The organism is Streptomyces sp. P9-A2 (genome assembly GCF_036634175.1).
Lineage (GTDB): Bacteria > Actinomycetota > Actinomycetes > Streptomycetales > Streptomycetaceae > Streptomyces > Streptomyces pratens.
The window spans coordinates 1,257,571-1,277,389 of sequence record NZ_JAZIFX010000001.1 but is presented as its reverse complement, the minus strand read 5'-3'; the positions used below and the strand labels follow the sequence as shown (position 1 = coordinate 1,277,389).

General features: G+C 70.0%; 18 protein-coding genes and 2 tRNA genes. 16 read left to right on the top strand and 4 right to left on the bottom strand.

Features of this window, described 5'->3' with window-relative positions; translation table 11 throughout:
- The first annotated feature begins 155 nt into the window (after positions 1 to 155).
- From V4Y04_RS05710 to V4Y04_RS05700, 3 genes are all read left to right on the top strand, one after another.
- A complete protein-coding gene (locus tag V4Y04_RS05710) occupies positions 156 to 1,208 on the top strand; it encodes a chorismate-binding protein (RefSeq protein WP_332426205.1) in 1,053 nt (350 codons plus the stop codon).
- Complete coding sequence (locus tag V4Y04_RS05705) at positions 1,205 to 2,026, top strand: aminotransferase class IV (RefSeq protein WP_332426204.1); 822 nt, start codon at positions 1,205 to 1,207, stop codon at positions 2,024 to 2,026. Before V4Y04_RS05710 ends, V4Y04_RS05705 begins: the two co-directional genes overlap by 4 nt.
- 82 nt (positions 2,027 to 2,108) lie before the next feature.
- Positions 2,109 to 3,005, top strand: a complete 897-nt coding sequence (locus V4Y04_RS05700) for a GNAT family N-acetyltransferase (protein WP_332426203.1) — start codon at positions 2,109 to 2,111, stop codon at positions 3,003 to 3,005.
- A 24-nt stretch (positions 3,006 to 3,029) separates the two neighbouring features.
- Here the strand turns inward: V4Y04_RS05700 and V4Y04_RS05695 are convergent, their stop codons facing one another.
- A complete protein-coding gene (locus V4Y04_RS05695) occupies positions 3,030 to 3,551 on the bottom strand; it encodes a DsbA family protein (RefSeq protein ID WP_332426202.1) in 522 nt (173 codons plus the stop codon).
- Between the two features lie 256 nt (positions 3,552 to 3,807).
- Here V4Y04_RS05695 and V4Y04_RS05690 point away from each other — a divergent pair, with 256 nt between their 5' ends.
- Positions 3,808 to 4,296 (top strand): hypothetical protein, encoded by a 489-nt coding sequence (locus tag V4Y04_RS05690; RefSeq protein ID WP_332426201.1) that lies wholly within the window; start codon positions 3,808 to 3,810, stop codon positions 4,294 to 4,296.
- A gap of 203 nt (positions 4,297 to 4,499) precedes the next feature.
- Entirely contained in the window at positions 4,500 to 4,652 is a 153-nt protein-coding gene (locus V4Y04_RS05685; RefSeq protein WP_332426200.1) for a hypothetical protein, read from the top strand.
- Positions 4,653 to 4,794: 142 nt separating this feature from the next.
- Here V4Y04_RS05685 and V4Y04_RS05680 read toward each other — a convergent pair whose 3' ends face one another.
- Both V4Y04_RS05680 and V4Y04_RS05675 read right to left on the bottom strand, forming a co-directional pair.
- Positions 4,795 to 5,355: a CGNR zinc finger domain-containing protein gene (locus tag V4Y04_RS05680; protein WP_332426199.1), complete on the bottom strand. Its 561-nt coding sequence runs from the start codon at positions 5,353 to 5,355 to the stop codon at positions 4,795 to 4,797.
- Positions 5,356 to 5,631: 276 nt separating this feature from the next.
- Positions 5,632 to 6,045 (bottom strand): SsgA family sporulation/cell division regulator, encoded by a 414-nt coding sequence (locus V4Y04_RS05675; protein ID WP_004002642.1) that lies wholly within the window; start codon positions 6,043 to 6,045, stop codon positions 5,632 to 5,634.
- Between the two features lie 191 nt (positions 6,046 to 6,236).
- On the opposite strand from V4Y04_RS05675, the gene V4Y04_RS05670 reads away from it, so the two are divergent.
- The 11 genes from V4Y04_RS05670 (at position 6,237) to V4Y04_RS05620 (ending at position 17,904) form a co-directional block, all read left to right on the top strand.
- The gene (locus V4Y04_RS05670; RefSeq protein WP_332426198.1) at positions 6,237 to 6,698 is read left to right on the top strand and encodes a TIGR02611 family protein; all 462 of its coding nucleotides are present in this window, start codon (positions 6,237 to 6,239) and stop codon (positions 6,696 to 6,698) included.
- Positions 6,699 to 6,776: 78 nt separating this feature from the next.
- Positions 6,777 to 6,848, top strand: a tRNA-Val gene (locus V4Y04_RS05665).
- Between the two features lie 422 nt (positions 6,849 to 7,270).
- A complete protein-coding gene (locus V4Y04_RS05660) occupies positions 7,271 to 8,572 on the top strand; it encodes an ABC transporter substrate-binding protein (RefSeq protein WP_332426197.1) in 1,302 nt (433 codons plus the stop codon).
- Positions 8,572 to 9,573, top strand: a complete 1,002-nt coding sequence (locus V4Y04_RS05655) for a carbohydrate ABC transporter permease (protein ID WP_332426196.1) — start codon at positions 8,572 to 8,574, stop codon at positions 9,571 to 9,573. The genes V4Y04_RS05660 and V4Y04_RS05655 overlap by 1 nt, the downstream gene beginning before the upstream one ends.
- Positions 9,570 to 10,502 (top strand): carbohydrate ABC transporter permease, encoded by a 933-nt coding sequence (locus tag V4Y04_RS05650; protein WP_332426195.1) that lies wholly within the window; start codon positions 9,570 to 9,572, stop codon positions 10,500 to 10,502. The genes V4Y04_RS05655 and V4Y04_RS05650 overlap by 4 nt, the downstream gene beginning before the upstream one ends.
- Before the next feature lie 12 nt (positions 10,503 to 10,514).
- Positions 10,515 to 11,135 (top strand): hypothetical protein, encoded by a 621-nt coding sequence (locus V4Y04_RS05645; RefSeq protein WP_332426194.1) that lies wholly within the window; start codon positions 10,515 to 10,517, stop codon positions 11,133 to 11,135.
- A 99-nt stretch (positions 11,136 to 11,234) separates the two neighbouring features.
- Positions 11,235 to 13,970, top strand: coding sequence for an exo-rhamnogalacturonan lyase family protein (locus tag V4Y04_RS05640; protein WP_332426193.1), 2,736 nt, complete (start codon positions 11,235 to 11,237; stop codon positions 13,968 to 13,970).
- Between the two features lie 213 nt (positions 13,971 to 14,183).
- Complete coding sequence (locus V4Y04_RS05635) at positions 14,184 to 14,633, top strand: SRPBCC family protein (RefSeq protein ID WP_332426192.1); 450 nt, start codon at positions 14,184 to 14,186, stop codon at positions 14,631 to 14,633.
- A 39-nt stretch (positions 14,634 to 14,672) separates the two neighbouring features.
- Positions 14,673 to 14,744, top strand: a tRNA-Val gene (locus tag V4Y04_RS05630).
- Positions 14,745 to 15,227: 483 nt separating this feature from the next.
- Positions 15,228 to 17,204 carry a threonine--tRNA ligase gene (thrS, locus tag V4Y04_RS05625; protein ID WP_332426191.1) on the top strand — a complete coding sequence of 659 codons (1,977 nt, stop codon included), beginning with the start codon at positions 15,228 to 15,230 and terminating at the stop codon, positions 17,202 to 17,204.
- 139 nt (positions 17,205 to 17,343) lie between these two features.
- Positions 17,344 to 17,904 (top strand): HIT family protein, encoded by a 561-nt coding sequence (locus tag V4Y04_RS05620; RefSeq protein ID WP_332426190.1) that lies wholly within the window; start codon positions 17,344 to 17,346, stop codon positions 17,902 to 17,904.
- A 63-nt stretch (positions 17,905 to 17,967) separates the two neighbouring features.
- Here the strand turns inward: V4Y04_RS05620 and V4Y04_RS05615 are convergent, their stop codons facing one another.
- Positions 17,968 to 19,623, bottom strand: coding sequence for a hypothetical protein (locus V4Y04_RS05615; protein WP_332426189.1), 1,656 nt, complete (start codon positions 19,621 to 19,623; stop codon positions 17,968 to 17,970).
- Positions 19,624 to 19,819 lie beyond the last annotated feature (196 nt).

Genomic DNA, 19,819 nt, shown 5'->3' with positions numbered 1-19,819 from the left:
TGTCGGTCCGGCCCGCTTGCGCGTTCCGGCGACGTGGTGAACTCTAGCGGATTCCGGGGCCAGTACAAAAACCCGTTTGTGCAGCGTGCTGCGCTGCGTCCGCTCACGGACATGGCCAGGTCGCTTCGACGACCCCTCGCCATAGACTCGACGGCGTGCCCGATCTCCCACCCCTCGCCCGCTTCGGCAGCCGCGTCGCGACCGGTCTCCTCGATGTCACCGACGACCCGGCGGCCCTGGACTCGCACGGTTTCTGGGCCGTCTGCGCGGACTTCGAGGGCCGTCTGACCTGCGCGCGTTTCCGTGATGTACACGAGCAGCCGGTACCCGCGCCGGTGCCGGGCGGCTGGCGTGGGCCGGCCGCCGATGACTGGACGTCCTCCCTGGACCACGCCGCGTACGTGTCCGGCGTACGGCGCATCCGCGAGCACATAGCCGCCGGCGAGGTGTACCAGGCCAACCTCTGCCGGGTACTGTCCGCCCCCGTCCCGGCCGGCGCCGACGTGGACGCTCTCACCGCTTTGCTGGCCCGCGGCAACCCGGCACCGTACGCGGGAACGATCCGCCTGCCGGGGCACGGCGTGGAGATCGCCACCGCGTCGCCCGAACTCTTCCTGAGCCGCGCGGGGCGTGTCGTCGAGTCCGGGCCGATCAAGGGCACCGGACGTACCGAGGCCGACCTCCTCGACAAGGACTACGCCGAGAACGTGATGATCGTCGACCTGGTCCGCAACGACCTCGGCCGGGTCTGCGCCACCGGCAGCGTCACGGTGCCCGACCTGTGCGCCGTCGAGAAGCATCCGGGGCTGGTGCACCTGGTGTCGACGGTGCGGGGCGAGCTGCGGTCCGGGGCCGGCTGGCCCGAGCTGTTCGCCGCCGCGTTCCCGCCCGGCTCCGTCACCGGCGCGCCCAAGTCGAGCGCCCTGCGGATCATCGACACCCTGGAGCCGGTGCCCCGGGGCCCGTACTGCGGCGGCATCGGCTGGGTCGACGCCGACCGGGGCACCGCCGGTCTCGCGGTGGGCATCCGTACCTTCTGGATCGACCGGGAGCCGGACGCCGGCGCCGTGCTCCGGTTCGGCACCGGTGCCGGCATCACCTGGGGTTCCGACCCGGAGGGGGAGTGGCGGGAGACCGAACTGAAGGCGTCCCGGCTGCTCGCGGTAGCGTCGGGCGCACACGAGGTGAGCGAAGGGACCATGAGGTGAAGATCTGGCTCGACGGCGGGCTGCAGGACATCGAGTCCGCCCGCGTCTCCGTCCTCGACCACGGACTGACCGTGGGCGACGGCATCTTCGAGACGGTGAAAACCGTGGACGGCAGGCCGTTCGCGCTGACCCGGCATCTCGACCGGCTGGCCCGCTCCGCACGCGGCCTGGGCCTGCCCGAACCCGACCTCGACGAGGTCCGCCGTGCCTGCGCGGCCGTCCTCGAGGCCAATCCGATGCAGCTCGGCCGGCTGCGCGTCACCTTCACCGGCGGCCACGGCCCCCTCGGCTCCGACCGCGGCGAACACGGCCCGACCCTCGTCGTGGCCCTGGGCGACACCACTCGCCGCCCCGACTCCACCGCCGTGATCACCGTCCCCTGGACCCGCAACGAACGCGGCGCGCTCACCGGTCTGAAGACCACCTCCTACGCCGAGAACGTGGTCGCCCTCGCCCGTGCCCGCGAACACGGGGCCTCCGAGGCGCTGTTCGGCAACACGGTCGGCCGGCTCTGCGAGGGCACGGGGTCCAATGTCTTCGTCGTCCTGGACGGCGAGATCCACACCCCGCCGGTCGCCTCCGGCTGCCTCGCGGGCATCACCCGGGCGCTGGCCGTCGAGTGGACCGGCGCCGCCGAGACCGATCTGCCGATGGACGTCCTCCAGCGGGCCGACGAGGTCTTCCTCACCTCCACCCTGCGGGACGTACAGGCCGTGCGGCGCGTCGACGAGCGTGAACTGCCCGGTGCCCCGGGCCCGGTGACGGCCAAGGCCATGCGGATCTTCGACGAGCACGCGACGGCCGACCTCGATCCGTGACGGGACCGGGACCGGGGCCGGGCACGGGACCGGTTCCTGACGTTCGGCTGATCCGGGTGGCCGTACGGGTAGAACAACCGTGATGACCACGACCCTGCGGCCGGCCGAGCCGCTCCAGCAGAATCCCGACGGCACGCGCTCCCGCCGCTACCGGGTATGCGTCAACAGCCGTCCCGTCGGACGCGTGCACATCGGTACACACCCCGTCTTCGGTGACGCTGTGGCCCGGATCATGAGCCTGCGGATCGAGGAGCCGGACCGCAGACGCGGCCGGGGCACGGTGGCAGCGCTCGCCGCCGAGGAGATCGCCCGCGGCTGGGGCTGCCGCCGCATCGAGGTGACGGTCCCCGCCGAAGCCGAAGCCGAAGCCGAGGCCAGTGACGAGGCCGGAGGAGCGGAGGGGCGGGCGGCCGGATCCGTTGCCCTTGCCGGGCCCGCGTTCCGCCTCGCCACGGCGCTCGGCTACGTCGTGCGCAACTACAGCATGGAGAAAGCACTGGGGGACGTCCCGCCCGCACTGCCGGAGGGCAGTCGCGGACGGCCGATGACCGACGCCGAGTTCGGCCCCTGGTCGGCCAGGAGCGAGGCGGAGTACGCGCGGGACTGGATCGAGCGCGGTGTGCCGGAGACCGAGGCGCGGGCCAAGGCGGCCAAGGACCATGCCGCCCTGCTCCCCGACGGGCGGGACTCGGAGGGCATGCTCCTCAGCGTCCTCGAACACGAGGGGACGTCCGTGGGCACGCTGTGGCTCGCGGTACGCGGGGAACAGGCCTACGTGTTCGACGTCGAGGCCGACGCCGCACACCGCGGCCGGGGGTACGGCCGTTCCCTCATGTTGCTCGCCGAGGCGCAGTCGATCGCCGCGGGGAAACGCGCCGTCGGTCTCAACGTCTTCGCGGGCAACACCCCGGCGGAGCGGCTCTACATATCACTCGGCTACGGGACGAGGCGGTACGCGATGTACAAGCACCTGCTGTAGGGCCGGGGCGGGGGAGCTCCGCATTCAGCCGTCCTGCTCGGCGAGGAGCCGGTCCGCGATCTCCTCGACGCGTTCACGCAGACCCTCCTGGCTCTTGCCGCCGTCGAGACGCTCGCCGCCGATGACATAGGTCGGGGTGCCGGTCACCCCGATCGCCTTGCCCTCGGCATGGTCGGCGTCCACGATCAGGATGTGCCGGCCGTCGATCAGCGCGGTGTCGAACTCCTCGGCGTCCAGCCCGAGTTCCCGGGCGACCTCGACCAGGAAGGACTCTCCCGCACGGCTCAGTTCCTCGACCCGTCCCAGCACGGCCTCGGTGTAGGCCCAGCCCTGCCCCTGCTCGGCCGCCTCCTCGCAGGCCTGGGCGGCGGCGAAGGCGTGCTTGTGCTTCTCCAGCGGGAAGTGCCGCAGCCGCAGCTCCAGACGGTCGCCGTACCGGGCGCGCAGGGCACGGAGATCGTCGAGGGCGTCACGGCAGTCCGGGCACTGCAGCTCGCACCACACGTCGAGTACGGGGGCGGCACGGCCGGGGGAGGAGTCACTCATGACCGACAGTCTCCCAGCCCCGCGCCGCGGTACCCAATCGGCCCTGTCGCCTGTCCGGCCCGAGGGTCTTCCGCGTGGATCAGGCCGTATCGGGCGCCGGGGCCCGCGAGCCCGGCCCGGTCCGAACGGCAGGCCCTGGGGGAGTACACCACACCGGCACCTGCGGAGGAGCCGACCCGGAGATGTCCCTGATCTGCGGCCGGAGCATGGCCCGGTGGGGGCCGGAAGGTGCAGGATGGAAGGGACGAAGTGCCCGATGCCACCGAACCCCTGCCTGGAGGACCGGATGATTGCCGAGACCGTCTGTTCCGCCGTGTCCGTGGCAGGCCTGGGCATCGCGCTGGTCACGGCCTACCGCAAGCGCTTCCTCACCGCGACCCGCATCGCCGCCTATGCGCTCGTTCCCATCGGCCTGGTGATGACCGGCGTCGTCGAGTGGCTGGCCGATACCGCCTTCAGCCCCACGGCCTGGGCGGGTTTCGGCGTGCTGGGCCTGTCCTGGGTGCTGTTCATGACCACACGCGCGGTGGAGCGCCGGCGCGGCGGCACCCGCCAGGGGCGGAAGGAACGCAAGCAGCAGCGCCGGACGGCCGGGGCGTCCGCACAGCCCGGGGCAGTGGCCCCCACGGCCTCGGCCCCCTCCCTGGGCCCCGGCTCCCGCCCGGCGGCCCGCCCCACGGCCGCGCCCAAGGGCGACGACGACTTCAGTGACATCGAGGCGATCCTCAAGAAGCACGGCATTTGAAGGCGCCCCGGGCGGACGCGTCGCACCCCAGGTGACGGGGGCGACCCGGGGCGGAAGGAAGTGGGCCGAAGTGTCACAGACGGTCTTGGAACGTGCGTAAACGATCACAACCCGGACCGTGAGCCGCGGAAACCGTGCCCTGGCGTTCAGTCCGTGAGGGGTGATCGCATCGGGTGCTCCCGATGCGTCATGATCCACGCGAGATGCTGGACACGACACAGAGCGAGGCCGCGCCGCCGCAGAACGAGCCGCGCGGATGCCTCTTCGCCCTTTCCCAGCCACCGCTGATGATCTTCCTTGCGGTGATCGGGTGTCTGCTGCTCACGGCCGCCCTGCACGACCTGCTCTGGCTGTGAGCCGTACCCGCGGTACCCGGCGCCACCCGTCGGGACCGCGTCGGCACGGCATCGGGACGTCGCCCGCCTCTGTGCCCGGCCCACGCGGCTCAGCCGGTCCGGCCGAGCCCGGAGCGCGGCCCCGCCCCGCTGCTGCGTACGCTCAGCCCGCCGCCTCCTTGCGGCGTGCGCGGTACGCGGCGACGTGCAAGCGGTTGCCGCAGGTGCGGCTGTCGCAGTAGCGGCGTGAGCGGTTGCGGGAGAGATCGACGAAGGCGTGCCGGCAGTCCGGGGCCTCGCAGCGCCGCAGCCGCTCCTGCTCGCCGGCGACCACGAAGAACGCCAGTGCCATCCCGCAGTCCGCCGCCAGGTGATCGGTGACCGAGGCGCCGGGGGCGAAGTAGTGCACGTGCCAGTCGTAGCCGTCGTGGTTGGTGAGCCGGGGGGTGGTGCCCGCGGCCGCGATCAGCTCGTTGATCAGTTTGGCGGCACTGTGGGCGTCGGGAGCGGCGAAGACCGACGCGAACCGTCCGCGGATCCTGCGCACCGCCGACAGGTCGAACTCCGTGAGAACCCCGACCTCGCTGACCTGGTGGCTGCGCACGAAGGCCTCGAGAGCCGGGACGTCCGGCAGCCCGTCCGGTGCCGAGCCGTCCTCCGGCGCGGAGTTCACCAGATCCACCACGGTGTCCAGCGCGCACCGGGTGTCGTGGGTGATCAGCACGATTCGCTCCCTGGCCTGAGGGTCGGGCGGGCGCCCGCCGATGCTGGCCGATGGTAGTGGCTCCCGCGAGCCCGTGAGCGCTCCTCGCTCGCGCAGGGCTTCGAGACCCGCCGGGGAACGGTCCCGCCGGGGTTCCGTGCCGGAGCTCGCGCACAGCACAACGGCGCCGTCCGCGGTGTCCCGCGGTGCCGGCGCCGTTGCGTGCCGTTGCACGGCTGTCAGGGCCCGAGCCGTCACCCCGAGTCGACGGCGTCGGGCAGCTTGGTGAACCCTCGCCTAGCTTTCCGCCAGAATGTGCGAGAGCTCCTGATCGAGATCGAAGTGCCGGTGTTCCGTGCCGGGAGGCACAGCGGCGTCCGTACGCTTCAGGAAGGACTCCAGAGCCCGTGCCGGGGCCTCGAGCAGAGCCTCTCCCTCCGGAGAGCTCAGGGCGATGCAGACGACGCCCTGACCATGGCTGCGCGACGGCCAGACGCGGACGTCGCCGGTGCCGGTGGGGCGGTGAAGCCCCTCGGCGAGGAGGTCGCGGGCGAACACCCACTCGACGGTCTCCTCGGCTCCGGTGTGGAAGGTGGCGTGCACGGCGTAGGGGTCGGCCGTGTCGTACCGCAGTCCTGCGGGGACAGGCAGGGAGGACTCGCTCGACACAACGAGGCGCAGGTGCAGCTCGCAGCTGACCGTGGTGTTCATAAGCGCCAGGGCCTTTCGCTCAGTGTGCGCTCGGGGATTCGCACGTCGGCGAAATCGACATGCCACCTACGGTGCCGTTGTAAACCCCTCTGAGGGTTTTGCATGGGTTTACGTAACTCAACCGGCCGAAAGATCGTTCGTGGGCTGAGCCCGTTCCGGTGAAGTGAGGGGCTCCGGTAGTGTTTGGCCGTATGAATACGGGGAGTGACACACCCGGCGAGGCGGCCATGACGGCGGATCGAGCGGGGATGGACAGGGCTGACCAGGCATCGGACGAACGGGCGCTGGGCTCCAGGGCGCCGGCCTTCGTCAGAGCGCGCCGCGCCCTGCACCTGAGCTGGCAGGTGGGCGTCTTCGTCGTGGGGCTCGCGGTCGTGGCGGCCGGCGCCGCCATGCTGGTGCTGCCCGGACCGGGCTGGGTGGTGATCTTCGGTGGCATGGCGATCTGGGCGACCGAGTTCGTCTGGGCCCAGCTGGTGCTCCGGTGGACCAAGCGCAAGGTCACCGAGGCGGCGCAGCGCGCGCTCGATCCCCGGGTGCGGCGCCGGAACATCATCCTGACCGCCGTCGCCCTCGTGATCGGGACCGCGCTGGCCGGGATCTATCTGTGGAAGTTCGGTCTCGTGATGCCCTGGAAGATCGAGAACCAGTGAGCCGCGGCGGGGGCGCGACCACCGGTCCCCGCCCGTCACGGGCACTCCCTGACATGGGGTAATGTTCTTCCTGCGTCCGGGCGATTAGCTCAGTGGGAGAGCGCTTCGTTCACACCGAAGAGGTCACTGGTTCGAACCCAGTATCGCCCACCGGATCGCACCGCGGCCCGGCTCACCGACAGTGAGCCGGGCCGCGGTGCGTCTGTACCCCCGGCCGGCGCACGGATGTGTGGCGGTGTGGTCGTGCGATGCCTCCGCCCGGTGTCCCGCGCCTGTCCGGTGGGCGGCGCGACCGCTCCGTCCGTGCCGTCCTTCACTCAACCGTGACCTTCCGGACCCCGCCCTCCGGCGGGGCCGGCGGTGTTCGGTCCGTCGGTCGGGCCGCGTGGACCTGGGTGTTTCCGGCCGTCTCCGCCGAAGGGGCGCGAGCCGTGGCGGATCCCGTCCGGCCGGTGCGCCCATCCATTCCTGTCCGAATCATTGACGTGCTCGCGGGTCCTCCGTACTTTGTGCCAGCAAGCGCTTACTTGAAACGATTCATGAGGCGGACGCGACATCGCGGGGAGGCTCGTATGCAGCAGGGCGGGAATGCGCGGAGGCAGGCCGGGAGGCGGACGGTCCTCAAGGCGGCGGGAGCCTCGCTGGCCGTCGCGGGGCTGGGCGCCACGGCCACCGCGTGCGGCGGCGGAAGCGGAGCGGGCGACGGGGCGGTGACACTCCGTTACTCCTGGTGGGGTGCCGAGGACCGGGCCGAGCGCATCAACAAGACCATCGCGCTCTTCGAGAAGAAGTACCCGAAGATCAAGATCAAGACCGATTTCCAGCCGTACCCCGACTTCTGGAAGAAGTTCAACACGCAGGCTTCCGGGGGGAATCCGCCGGACGTTTTCCAGAATGCCATCGGATTCCTGCGCAAATACGATGCGAAGAATGTGCTGCTCGATCTCGGTGGGCAGGTGAAGGCGGGCACCCTCTCCATGGACGGGTTCCGGGCGGGCCTGGAGAAGTTCGGCGAGGTCGACGGCAAACTCCTCGGTGTGCCCGTGGGGTCGAACTCGCTGGCCCTGGTCATCGACAAGCCCGTCTACACCCGGGCCGGGGTCAAGCCCGAACAGGGCTGGACCTGGGACGACTTCGACGAGGCGATGGCGAAGATCCGTGACAGGTCGGGCCGGGCCGGGGACAGTGGCATGTACGGCGTCATGTACCTCTACGACCTGTATCTGCGGCAGAACGGCAAGGCGTTCTTCACCGAGGACGGACTGGGCTTCACCGAAGCGGATCTGAACCGGTGGTGGACCAAGGCCGAGAAGGGTGTCAGGACCGGCCTGTTCGCCGACCCGAAGAAGGTCGCCCAGATCAAACCCAAGTCGGCGCTCTCCGCCGAACTCGCCGGATCCGAGTTCACCTGGGACAACTTCACCGTCCGCTACACCTCCGAGGGCAAGAGCGAGTACGGCCTCGCGCCGATCCCGACCACGGACGGCAAGAAGACCGGCCAGTACCTCGGCTCCCTGATGCTCAGCGCGTCCAAGCGCACCCAGCACCCCAAGGAGGTAGCCCAGTTCATCGACTTCATGGTGCACGATCCCGAGGTCGCCAAGATCATGGGATACGACCGCGGTGTGCCCACGACGCAGGTCCAGTTCGACGCGTACCGGCCGACCGATCCGGTCAACAAGGCGATCGCCGCCTACGAGGAGTCCCTCGTCGAGTCGGGCGTCCTGGAGCCCATCACGCCGCACCCGAACGGCGCCGACATCTGCGAGGCGGCGTTCCTGCGCATCGCGGAGGAACTGGGCCTGGGCAAGCGCTCCGTGGCGGACGCCGTCAAGCAGTTCTTCGCCGAGTCGAAGACGGCTCTCGCCGGCTGATGGGAAGCACCGTGACACACGCCCCTGCGACGGAGGACCTCATCCGGGGCTCCGAGCCGCGGCACGGTCCGGTGAAGTCCCCGCGCCCCGCCGCCCTCAAGCGGCGGGGCCGCCGGGAGAACCTGGCCGGCTACCTCTTCATGTCCCCCTGGATCGCAGGGTTCCTGCTGCTGACGGCGGGCCCGATGGCCGCCTCGCTCTACTTCGCGTTCACCGACTACAACCTGTTCGACGCTCCCCGGTGGATCGGCCTGGACAACTTCTCCGAGATGTTCGCCGACCCGCGCTGGCGTCACTCGGTGCAGGTCACGCTCTGGTACGTCGTCGTCGGTACGCCGATCAAACTGATCGCGGCGCTCGGGGTGGCGCTGCTGCTGGCCCAGAAGCGGCGCGGTCAGGCCTTCTACCGGGCCGCCTTCTACGCGCCGTCGCTGATCGGGGCGAGCGTCTCCGTCGCCATCGTGTGGAAGGCGATCTTCTCCGACGACGCGATCGTCGACCGTACGCAGAAGATCTTCGGCGTGGATGCCGGCGGCTGGACCGGAGACCCCGACCTGATCATCTACAGCCTGGTGGCACTCACCGTCTGGCAGTTCGGCGCCCCCATGGTCATCTTCCTGGCCGGTCTGAAGCAGGTGCCGCGTGAGCTGTACGAGGCGGCGGACGTCGACGGAGCGGGCCGGCTCCGGCAGTTCTGGAACATCACCCTGCCGATGATCTCCCCGGTCCTCTTCTTCAACGTGCTGCTGGAGACCATCCATTCCTTCCAGATCTTCAGCTCGGCCTACATCGTCGGCGGCGGCGCCGGGGGCAACGCCTGCGGTCCCGCGGACGGAACCATGGTCTATACCTGTTATCTGTACGTCCAGGGCTTCGAGAACAGCCGCATGGGCCTGGCCTCCGCGATGGCGTGGATGCTGCTGGTCGGGGTCGCCCTGGTCACCGCGGTGCTCTTCTGGTCCCAGAAGCACTGGGTGCACTACGAGGAGGGCGGCCGATGAGCTCCCCCGGTCTCTCGACTTCGCCCGGTCAGGGGACGCCCCCACCGGCCGCCGACGTCATGCCGGCCCGGTCCACCAGGGCGGGGGCCCTGCGGCGCGGCCTGCCCGGCTCGCTCGCCTGGCACATCGGGTCACTGGCGATCCTCGCGGTGATCCTCTACCCGGTGATCTGGGTCATCGGCGGGTCCTTCAAGAACAGCGAGGACGTCGTCGGAAGCCTAGACCTCTTCCCGGCCGACCCGATCACCGCCAACTACACGAGCCTCGCCGACGGCATCGCGGACATCCAGATCTCCACGTTCTTCGTCAACTCGCTCTTTCTCGCGGTCGGTTCGGTGATCGGGATCGTGGTGTCCTGCTCGCTGACCGCCTACGCCTTCGCGAAGATCAGGTTCGCCGGCCGCAATCTGCTCTTCACCCTGATGATCGGCACCCTGCTGCTGCCGTACCACGTCCTGCTCATCCCGCAGTACGTGCTCTTCCGCAACATGGACATGATCAACACCTACACCCCGCTCCTGCTGGGGAAGTACCTGGCCACGGAGGCGTTCTTCGTCTTTCTGATGGTGCAGTTCATGCGCAACCTGCCCAGGGAACTCGACGAGGCGGCACGCCTCGACGGCTGCGGGCACCTGCGCATCTACTGGTCGATCGTGCTCCCGCTCTGCCGGCCGGCCCTGATCACCAGCGCCATCTTCACCTTCATCAACGCCTGGAACGACTTCATGGGCCCGCTGATCTACCTCAACGAGCCCAGCAAGTACACCGTTTCGCTCGGTCTGAAGATGTTCGTCGACCAGGAAGGGGTCGCGAACTACGGCGGCATGATCGCCATGTCCCTGGTCGCGCTCCTGCCGGTGCTGGCCTTCTTCCTGGCCTTCCAGCGCTACCTCATCGACGGCATGGCCACGTCCGGCCTGAAGGGCTGAGGTGAACCGATCATGACCGAGGCGCACACCGGGACCCGTACCGCACGCCGTACGGGCCGTGCCGCACACGGCGAGTCACCGCTCGCCGGGAAGTTCGCCCTGTTCGCCGAGTGCCTGCTCACCGGGGTGTGGATCGCGCTGGCCTCGCTGCCACTGGTCACCTGCCCCGCCGCGTTCGCGGCCGGCTCGAGGCACCTCGGGCGCCATCTCGCCCATGAGCGCGGCGGGCTGAGGGAGTTCGCGGCCGACTTCCGGGCGGCGTTGCGCGGCGGGTGGCTCGTCGGGCTCGCCGGGTGGGCCGCCCTCGCCGTGGTCTGGGTGGACGTGCGGGCCGTACGGGCCGGACTGCCGGGCGGTGAGCTCGTGGGCGCCGTCGGCGTGCTCGCCCTGATCGCGGCGGTCGTCGCCGGGCTGCGCGCGGCGGCCACCTGGCGGCCCGGGGCCTCCTGGCGGTCGTTGTGCGCGCAGGCCGCCCGCCGCACCGTGCTCGACCCCGCCGGATCCTTCCTGATCGTCGGCGGACTGGCCGTGGTGGCCTGCTCCGCCTGGTTCAGTGCGCCGCTCGCTCTGCCCGTCCTGGGCGCGGTCGCGGCGGCGGCCGTCGCCGTGGAGGAGCGCCACCGGAGCCGCTGACGGGCGGTGCCTTCCGTACCAGGGGCGGTGCCCCGGCACCGCGCCCTTGCCTGCCATGCCCTTGACACACCCATGCATCCCGCACGGAAAGGAAAGGCCATGTCCCCCATCCCTCGCAGGTCCCTCCTGAAGGCGGCCGCCGTCGCAGGCGCCGCCGCCCAGTTCAGCTGGGCCCTCGGCAGCCGCGACGCCACCGCCGCACCGAGAGCCGAGAACGCCGGCGACGACCCCGTGATCCTGGACTGGCTCGAGGACGGTGGCCTCGGCGCGGCACCCGGATCCACCGTCGGCGTGCCCTGGCCCAAGGGCGTCCACCGCGACGACCAGACCTTCGCGCTGGCCGACGCCGACGGCAGAGCCGTACCCGTACAGTCCTGGCCGCTCGCCCACTGGCCGGACGGCTCCCTCAAGTGGACCGCGCACGCGGTGAGTTCCGGTACCGGCAAGCTCACCCTGACCGCCGGCACCCCCGCCGCGCCGCAGAAGAAGGTCACCGTCGACAAGCGCGGCGGCACCATCGACATCTCGACCGGCGTCATCACCGCGAAGATCGCCAAGTCCGGCGCCACTCTCGTCAAGTCCGTCACCCGCGGCTCGACCGAGATCGCCAGGAACGGCCGCCTCGTCCTGCTGCGCCAGCCCGAGTTCGAGGACGGCGACCAGAGCACGGTCAGGACCGAGCGCTTCGACGGCACCATCGACGAGGTCACCGTCGAACAGGCGGGGCCGGTCCGGGCCGTCGTCCGCGTCGACGGCACGCACCGCAAGGGCCGCCGGAGCTGGCTGCCCTTCTCCATCCGCCTCTACTTCTACGCGGGCGCCGACTCCTTCCGCATGGTGCACACCATCACCTACGACGGACAGCAGGAACCCGGCAAGGCGAGCGGCGACTTCATCCGCGGCATCGGCGTCCGCTTCACCGTCCCCCTGCGCGACGAGTCCTACGACCGGCACATCCGCATCGGAGGCGACGGCACCGGACTGCTGCGCGAGGCCGTCAAGGGCATCACCGGACTGCGCCGCGACCCGGGCGCCGCCGTGCAGGCCGCCCAGTTCGCGGGCGAGAAGCTGCCCGACCCCGCCACCTGGGACCAACGGGTCACCACCCGCCTGCAGTACATCCCCGAATGGGGCGACTACACCCTCTCCCAGCTCTCCGCCGACGGCTTCGCCCTGCGCAAGCGCACCAAGAAGGGCTACGGCTGGATCGGCGCCGGCGGCGGACGACGCGCCTCCGGCTTCGGCTACGTCGGCGGCGCCGGCGGCGGACTCTCCTTCGGCCTGCGCGACTTCTGGGAGAAGCACCCCGCCCAGCTCGACATCCGCGACGCCCACACCGACGCGGCCGAGATCACCCTCTGGCTCTGGTCGCCCGAGGCGCAGCCCATGGACCTGCGCTTCTACCACGACGGCATGGGCCAGGACACCTTCCCCGAACAGCTCGAAGGCCTCAACATCACCTACGAGGACTACGAGCCCGAGTTCGGCACCCCCTACGGCATCGCCCGTACCTCCGAACTCCTCTTCTGGGCCAACGAGTCGACCCCGAGCGCCGAGGAACTCGCCCGACAGGTCGAGGCCGTCCGCGTCCTCCCGCAACTCGCCGCACCGCCGAAGCAACTCATCGGCGCCAAGGTGTTCGGCCCCGGCCTGTTCTCCGCACCCGACCGCTCCACCCCGGCCAAGGCGAAGATCGAGGACCACCTCGACTTCCTCCTCACCTACTACAAGGACCAGGTGGAGATGCGCCGTTGGTACGGCTTCTGGGACTACGGCGACATCATGCACACCTACGACACCGCCCGCCACCAGTGGCGCTACGACGTCGGCGGCTATGCCTGGGACAACTCCGAACTCTCGCCCGACCTCTGGCTCTGGTACGCCTACCTGCGCTCCGGCCGCGCCGACATCTTCCGCTTCGCCGAGGCGATGACCCGGCACACCGGCGAGGTCGACGTCTACCACCTGGGCGAGTGGGCCGGCCTCGGCACCCGGCACGGCGTCCAGCACTGGGCCGACAGCGCCAAGCAGCAGCGCATCGCCAACACCACCTACCGGCGCTACTACTACTTCCTCACCGCCGACGAACGCGTCGGCGACCTCATGCACGCCAACGTGGACTCCGACGAGACCTTCCTCGCCCTGGACCCCCTGCGCAAGATCCGCACCGAGCCGTACACCCCCGACCGGCACGCCCTGTCCATCGGCTTCGGCACCGACTGGAGCGGCCTGGTCTCGGCCTGGCTCACCGAATGGGAACGCCGGGGCCCGAAGTGGGAGAAGGCGAAGGCACGCGTCCTGTCCACCATGGAGACCATCGCCGCCCAGCCCAACGGATTCGTGCAGGGCAGCGGACTGTACGACCTGGACACCGGGAAGTTCGCGATCGCCGAGGAACCCGTGGTCGGCGTCTCCCATCTGTCGGCCGTCTTCGGCCTGAACGAACTGTGCGCCGAACTCATCGACCTGGTCGACATGCCGGCCTTCGAGGAGGCGTACTACGACTACTGCCGTTACTTCAACGCGAGCAAGACGGAACAGGCGGCACGCTACGGATCGAACTTCGGCAGCCTGATCCTCTTCCAGGGCCACTCCCGCCTGGACGCCTACGCCGCCGTGCAGACCGGCGACGACGAACTCGCCGACCGGGCCTGGGACAAGTTCTACAACTCCGACGGGTACAAGGAATCCGCCCCCTGGCAGACCGAGAAGGTGACCGGGCCGACCGCCCTGGTCGCCGGCAGTGAGGCCACCTGGGTGTCCACCAACGACACCGCGCTCTACGGCCTCGCCGCCATCGAGAACCTCGCCCTGCTGGGACACCGGATGCCCTGACGACCTCACCCGCGATAGCGAGCGGGCTCCCGACGCCCTGCGGCTTCGCCTCCGGCGTCGTCGTCGGTCGCGATGGCTCCGCCATCACTCCCTCCTCCGCCTCGGATGCGAAGCCGCATGACGCCGCTCGCTGATCCACTCCCTATCGCGGGTGAGGTCGTAGGGGGCGGCAGGAGACCGTACGTCCCGGGCGCGGGTGGGCACACTCCTTCCATGGACCGGAACCATTACCGCTTCCGCAGTCTGTGGAGCCTGCCCGCGCCCGCCGAGCCGGTGTACCGCGCCCTGGAACGCATCGAGGACTATCCCCGCTGGTGGCCGCAGGTGTGTGAGGCGACCCGGCTCGACGCCGCCGGCGGGGTCGTCCGGATCCGCTCCGTCCTGCCCTTCGACCTGACGGCGACCCTGCGGGAGACACGGCGCGACCCCTTGGCCGGAGTCCTCGAGACGCGCTTGTCCGGGGACCTCGACGGCTGGGCCCGCTGGACCGTCACCCCCGCCGGCCCCGGCACCGCACTCGCCCGCTACGACCAGGAGGTCGACGTCCGCAAACCTCTGCTGCGCCGCCTCGCTGTGCCGGGCCGCCCCCTCTTCCACGCGAACCACGCCCTGATGATGCGCTCCGGGCGGCGCGGGCTGGCCGCGCACCTCCAAGCGGTTTGAACCAAGCCCGCCGGGGCCTGTATTGTTCAGTCCGTTCCCGGGCGATTAGCTCAGTGGGAGAGCGCTTCGTTCACACCGAAGAGGTCACTGGTTCGAAACCAGTATCGCCCACCGGGAAAGCCGGTCCGCCCCAGGCGGACCGGCTTCTTCGCGTTCGGGGCCGCGAGCCCGGAAGGGCCCCCGCCACCGCCCGAGGTTCGGGCGCGGGATCGGGCAAGGACCAGGCAGGGGCGACCGGCTCCGAGGTGCCGCCGCGGGTGAACCAGACCCGAAGGCCCCGGCCCACGTGCCGCACTCCCCGCGGGGTGGGGAGGTTGCCGGGGGACAGGCGCTCCAGGCGAAACGTGAAGCGGTGGCCCACTGCGCGAGCGACCTTCGGAAACACCACCACGTCGTGGAAACCGCGGTCCTCTCCGGCGAGACCTGCGGCGTCGCGGGCGACCCCCGGGACGGCACGAGGGACGCCGGCGAGGACGGCGGCGGATACGGCCGCGGGCAATGATTTCGCCCCGCACCGGTCCGGGTCGGTACGATCGCACCCATGCGTGCGCTCAGGTATGGCGCCGCGGCCCAGCCTTCAGTCAGGAGAAACCGGTGTCAGACGTCCGTGTGGTCATCCAACGCGATTCCGAGCGGGAAGAACGCGTGGTGACGACGGGCACCACGGCCGCCGAGCTCTTCGCCGGCGAGCGCTCGGTCATCGCCGCGCGGGTGGCCGGTGAGCTCAAGGACCTCGCCCACGAGGTCGAGGACGGCGACACCGTCGAAGCCGTCGAGATCTCGTCCCCGGACGGCCTCGGCATCCTGCGCCACTCCACCGCGCACGTCATGGCCCAGGCCGTGCAGGAGCTGTTCCCCGAGGCCAAACTGGGCATCGGTCCGCCGGTCAAGGACGGCTTCTACTACGACTTCGACGTCGAGAAGCCGTTCACGCCCGAGGACCTCAAGGCCGTCGAGAAGCGCATGCAGGAGATCCAGAAGCGCGGCCAGCGCTTCTCGCGCCGCGTGGTGACCGACGACGCCGCCCGCGAGGAACTCGCCGACGAGCCGTACAAGCTCGAACTGATCGGCCTCAAGGGCTCCGCGTCGCACGACGACGGCGCGGACGTCGAGGTGGGCGCCGGCGAGCTGACGATCTACGACAACCTCGACGCCAAGACGGGCGAGCTGTGCTGGCGGGATCTCTGCCGCGGTCCGCATCTGCCGACCACCCGGAACATCCCGGCGTTCAAGCTGATGCGCAACGCCGCCGCCTACTGGCGCGGCAGCGAGAAGAACCCGATGCTCCAGCGCATCTACGGCACCGCCTGGCCGTCCAAGGACGAGCTGAAGGCGCACCTGGAGTTCCTCGCCGAGGCCGAGAAGCGCGACCACCGCAAGCTCGGCAGCGAGCTCGACCTGTTCTCGATCCCGGAGCAGATCGGCTCCGGCCTCGCCGTCTTCCACCCCAAGGGCGGCATCATCCGCCGGGTCATGGAGGACTACTCGCGGCGCAAGCACGAGGAGGCCGGTTACGAGTTCGTCTACACCCCGCACGCGACGAAGGGGAAGCTCTTCGAGACCTCGGGCCACCTGGACTGGTACGCCGACGGCATGTACCCGCCCATGCAGCTCGACGAGGGCGTGGACTACTACCTCAAGCCCATGAACTGCCCGATGCACAACCTGATCTTCGACGCGCGCGGCCGCTCCTACCGTGAACTGCCGCTGCGGCTCTTCGAGTTCGGGACCGTGTACCGCTACGAGAAGTCGGGCGTCGTGCATGGCCTGACTCGCGCCCGCGGCTTCACCCAGGACGACGCGCACATCTACTGCACCCGCGAGCAGATGGCGGACGAGCTCGACAAGACCCTCACCTTCGTCCTGAACCTGCTGCGCGACTACGGCCTGACCGACTTCTACCTGGAGCTGTCCACCAAGGACGAGACGAAGTTCGTCGGCACGGACGAGGCGTGGGAGGAGGCCACCGAGACGCTGCGCCAGGTCGCCGAGAAGCAGGGGCTGCCGCTGGTCCCGGACCCGGGCGGTGCCGCCTTCTACGGCCCGAAGATCTCCGTCCAGACCCGCGACGCGATCGGCCGCACCTGGCAGATGTCGACCATCCAGCTCGACTTCAACCTGCCGGAGCGCTTCGACCTGGAGTACACCGCCGCGGACGGCTCCAAGACCCGCCCGGTCATGATCCACCGCGCGCTGTTCGGCTCCATCGAGCGGTTCTTCGCGGTGATGCTGGAGCACTACGCGGGTGCCTTCCCGGCGTGGCTGGCGCCGGTGCAGGCGGTGGGCATCCCGGTGGGCGACGCCCACGTGGAGTACCTGGAGAAGTTCGCTGCCGACGCGAAGAAGCAGGGCCTGCGGGTCGAGGTGGACCCCTCCTCGGACCGCATGCAGAAGAAGATCCGGAACGCCCAGAAGCAGAAGGTGCCGTTCATGGTGATCGTCGGCGACGACGACATGAACGCGGGCACGGTGTCGTTCCGCTATCGCGACGGGTCGCAGAAGAACGGCATTCCCCGTGACGAAGCGATCGCCGAGATCGTTGACGTGGTGGAGCGCCGGGCTCAGGTCTGACGTGGTCCCCGCCTGAGCGGGGGTGATCCGGACCCGGAGAAGTTCGTCGGGACGGACGATGCGTGCTCCCCGCCGACGCGGGGATCGGCCCCCGGGAGCGAGCCCGGGGGCCTTTGTCCTACCCCCGTGGCGAAGCCATATGCTGGACCTCATGACGAGTGAGCCGGAACAGCAGCTGGGAGTGGGAACGCCCGACGCGTTCCAGCGTCTGTGGACGCCGCACCGGATGGCCTACATCCAGGGCGAGAGCAAACCGAGCGGTCCCGGCGCCGACGACGGGTGCCCCTTCTGCTCGATCCCGGCCAAGTCCGACGATGACGGGCTGATCGTCAAGCGGGGTGAGCATGTGTACGCGGTGCTCAACCTCTACCCCTACAACGGTGGCCACCTGATGGCCGTGCCCTATCGACATGTCGCCGACTACACGGATCTCACCGACGCGGAAACGGTCGAGTTGGCCGAGCTGACCAAGCAAGCGATGACAGCTCTGCGCGCCGCGTCTGGTGCTCATGGCTTCAATATCGGAATGAACCAGGGTTCGGCGGCCGGCGCGGGCATCGCTGCTCACCTGCACCAGCACATCGTGCCGCGTTGGGGCGGCGACACCAATTTCCTTCCCGTGATCGGCCACACGAGGGTACTGCCGCAACTGCTGGCCGACACCCGCAAGATGCTCGCGGAGGCCTGGCCCACGGCGTGATCCGCCCGGTCGACGAGGGGCGGGACAACAGCCTCGGCGGCCGCCCCGCCCACGGCCGAAGGCCTACGCGTCGTACACGTCGGCCTTCTTGGGCGCCGCGTCCTGGATGGCACCGCTCAGGCCCGCCGATCGGGCACCGAACTTCTCCGTGTCCACGCCGTTCTCCTTCAGCACCTTGATCGCCGCCGAGTGCACCGCCCGGAGGACCGGCGTGGCCGCGCGCAGCGCGTCGTCGGCCATGAAGCGGTGCCGCCACGGCTTGTCCGCCCAGGCGTGCCGCAGGCCGAAGGGCTCGGGCAGCGAGAGCTTGCCGCCCAGCCAGTAGAGCAGCGGCGGATACCAGGTCAGCGGCGCACGGGCGGCCAGACGCACCACCTCGTCGGTGTCGACCAGCGGGAGCTTCACCGTCCGGGTCTCCCAGAACTTGACCGACTTCTGGACGCTCTTCTCCTTGGCCGCCGGCTTGCTCGTGAACAGGGAGTGCACCGGGCCCAGGGCATGCCCGGTGACCTCGATGCGCAGCGTCTCGTGCAGCACCGTCACCGTGATCAGCATGGTGATGACCAGCTGGCCGTCCCACAGGGTCCACTGCACGCCCAGGTAGTGCCGGTCACCCGCGCCGAACTGCTGGTTGTTGCAGATCTCCTGTATGGCGTGCGACTTGATCTGGTACGCCTCGACATCGGTGCCGTCGGGCCGGGACACCGCTCCCGCGTTCTCCCCGATCGGGGTGACGATCCAGTGCCGCACCGTCGGCTTGGTGAAACCGCCGGTGTGCAGCGGGCCGCGCTCCAGCATGCGCAGCCGGTCGTGGACGGCCTTGATGACGTCCCAGCTGCGGAACGGGTTGATCTCCCGGTCCGGGTCGACCGGGAGCAGCTCCTCGGCGAGCTGCCAGCTGCCCCAGCGCGTGCCCATGCCGAGTATCCCCTTGGGCCCGGCGTAGAAAACGGAGTTGGACTGCTGTTCGGCGCTGAGCCGGGCCAGCGACTGCCGCAGCTCCTCGGCGGCCGTCTCGCCGGGGCTGCTCGGTACCGCCTCGGGCACCTTGGCGCCCACGCTGCCGCCGGAGAGGAGACTGCTCCAGCGCTCCCTGAGGTCCCGTGCCGTGCGCTCGCAGATCCGCTTGGCCCAGAACCAGCCGATCACCGGGGCGACGACACAAGCGCGCGCGTACCAGCCCCAGAATCCGTCGAAGGGCATCCGGAGCAGGAAGACCACGGCGAGGAGTCCCATCGCGATCAGCAGCGTGGTGGCGAGCGCGCCGGCCCGCTTGTCCTCGCGCCTGGCGATGGTGGTGCGGATCTGGAAGACCAGCAGCCAGACCAGCAACCCGGGCAGGAACAGCACGCCGCACAGGACCATCACGGCACTGAGCCAGTTGTCCCGTTCCCTGCGGATGCGGTGCGCCGCGAGGCTGTGCTCCACGACCACCTGCGGCTGGGTGCCGAAGGACTGGATGAGCGGTGCCCGCCCGGAACCCAGCATCCGGTCGATGACCGCCCGGGAGAACGCCTCGCCCAGATTCGGCCGGAACAGCGCGATCCGGGGCTTGCCGACGGACGACTTGTGCCACTCGGTGTCGGCCTTGAGTATCTCGTCGGCCTCGTTGTCCCGGTAGGCGGCCGAGGCCAGCGCGAACGTCGGGGTCTGGCCCTCGTCGCCGGTGCGTGGCACCTGCGGGCCGAAGAACTCCGCGTAACCGCCTTCAACGGCCATTCCCGCCCCCGATCGCCGTGACTGTCGTCTTGCGGCCTTCCCGACTTCCCTGCTCCGCACACCTGTTGAACTGGTCTTCAGGATATCCGCAGCCGGCGGCGTCCGTCGGTGGACGGCCGAAAGCCGTCTGCCGGTACGAAGCGAGGCCCCGCGGGGGGCGCGTTCCGCCGCTTCCGGGCGCATGTCCGGGCGCGGT